This is a genomic window from Hymenobacter agri (assembly GCF_054778495.1).
Genome location: NZ_BAAGZM010001047.1, coordinates 1 through 950 on the forward strand (window position 1 = coordinate 1; position 950 = coordinate 950).

1 protein-coding gene is annotated in these 950 nt (G+C 67.6%); it reads left to right on the forward strand.

Translation table 11 applies throughout. From position 1 onward, the window contains the following. The coding region (locus ACYVDE_RS24360) for a UDP-N-acetylmuramoyl-tripeptide--D-alanyl-D-alanine ligase (RefSeq protein ID WP_460504105.1) at positions 1-950 on the forward strand (950 nt) is incomplete at both ends.

A 950-nucleotide genomic window follows, 5' to 3' on the forward strand; every position in this document is an offset into this window, starting at 1 on the left:
CACGCCGTGGTCGATGATGCCGTGCTGGCCGCCAGCAACCCCATTGCCTACACCTACGCGCCCGACCCGTTGGCCGCCCTGCAGGCGCTGGCCCGCGAGCACCGCCGGCAGTTCCGCATCCCGGTGCTGGCCATTACGGGCTCCAACGGCAAAACCACCACTAAAGAGCTGCTCACGGCTGTGCTGGCCAAGCAATTCCGGGTGCTGGCCACCATTGGCAACCTCAACAACCACATTGGCGTGCCGCTCACGCTGCTGCGCCTGCGCCAGGGCGAGCATGACTTTGCCGTGATTGAGATGGGGGCCAACCACCGGGGCGAAATTGCGGCCTATTGCGAGTGGGCCGAGCCCACCCACGGCCTCATCACCAACATCGGCAAGGCCCACCTCGAAGGCTTTGGCGGGGCCGAGGGCGTGGCCTTGGGCAAGGGCGAGCTGTTCGACTACCTCACCCGCACCGGTGGCACGGCCTTCGTGAACACGCTGGATGCGCGCCTGCCCTCGCTGGCCGCGCAGGTGCCCACCACCGTGAGCTACCCGCGCCTGATGGACACTTACCCGGCCACCCTGCTCTCGGCCGCGCCCGCCGTGGCCCTGCGCCTCGGCGATAATACCGAAGTGGTAGCCCAGCTTACCGGCGACTACAACTTCCCCAACCTGGCCGCCGCTGCCGCCGTGGGCCAGTATTTCGGCATTTCGACCGATAAAATCGCTGCCGCCCTCGCCGGCTACAATCCGCAGAACAACCGCTCGCAACTGGTGCGCACCACTGCCGGCAACGAACTGGTGCTCGACGCCTACAACGCTAACCCCAGCAGCATGGCCGCCGCCCTGCGCAGCTTCGCGCAGCGCCCCACGGCCGCTGGCCAGGCCAAGCTGGTACTGCTGGGCGACATGTTTGAGCTGGGCGAGGAAAGTGCCGCCGAGCACCGCGCCCTGGGCCAGCTGCT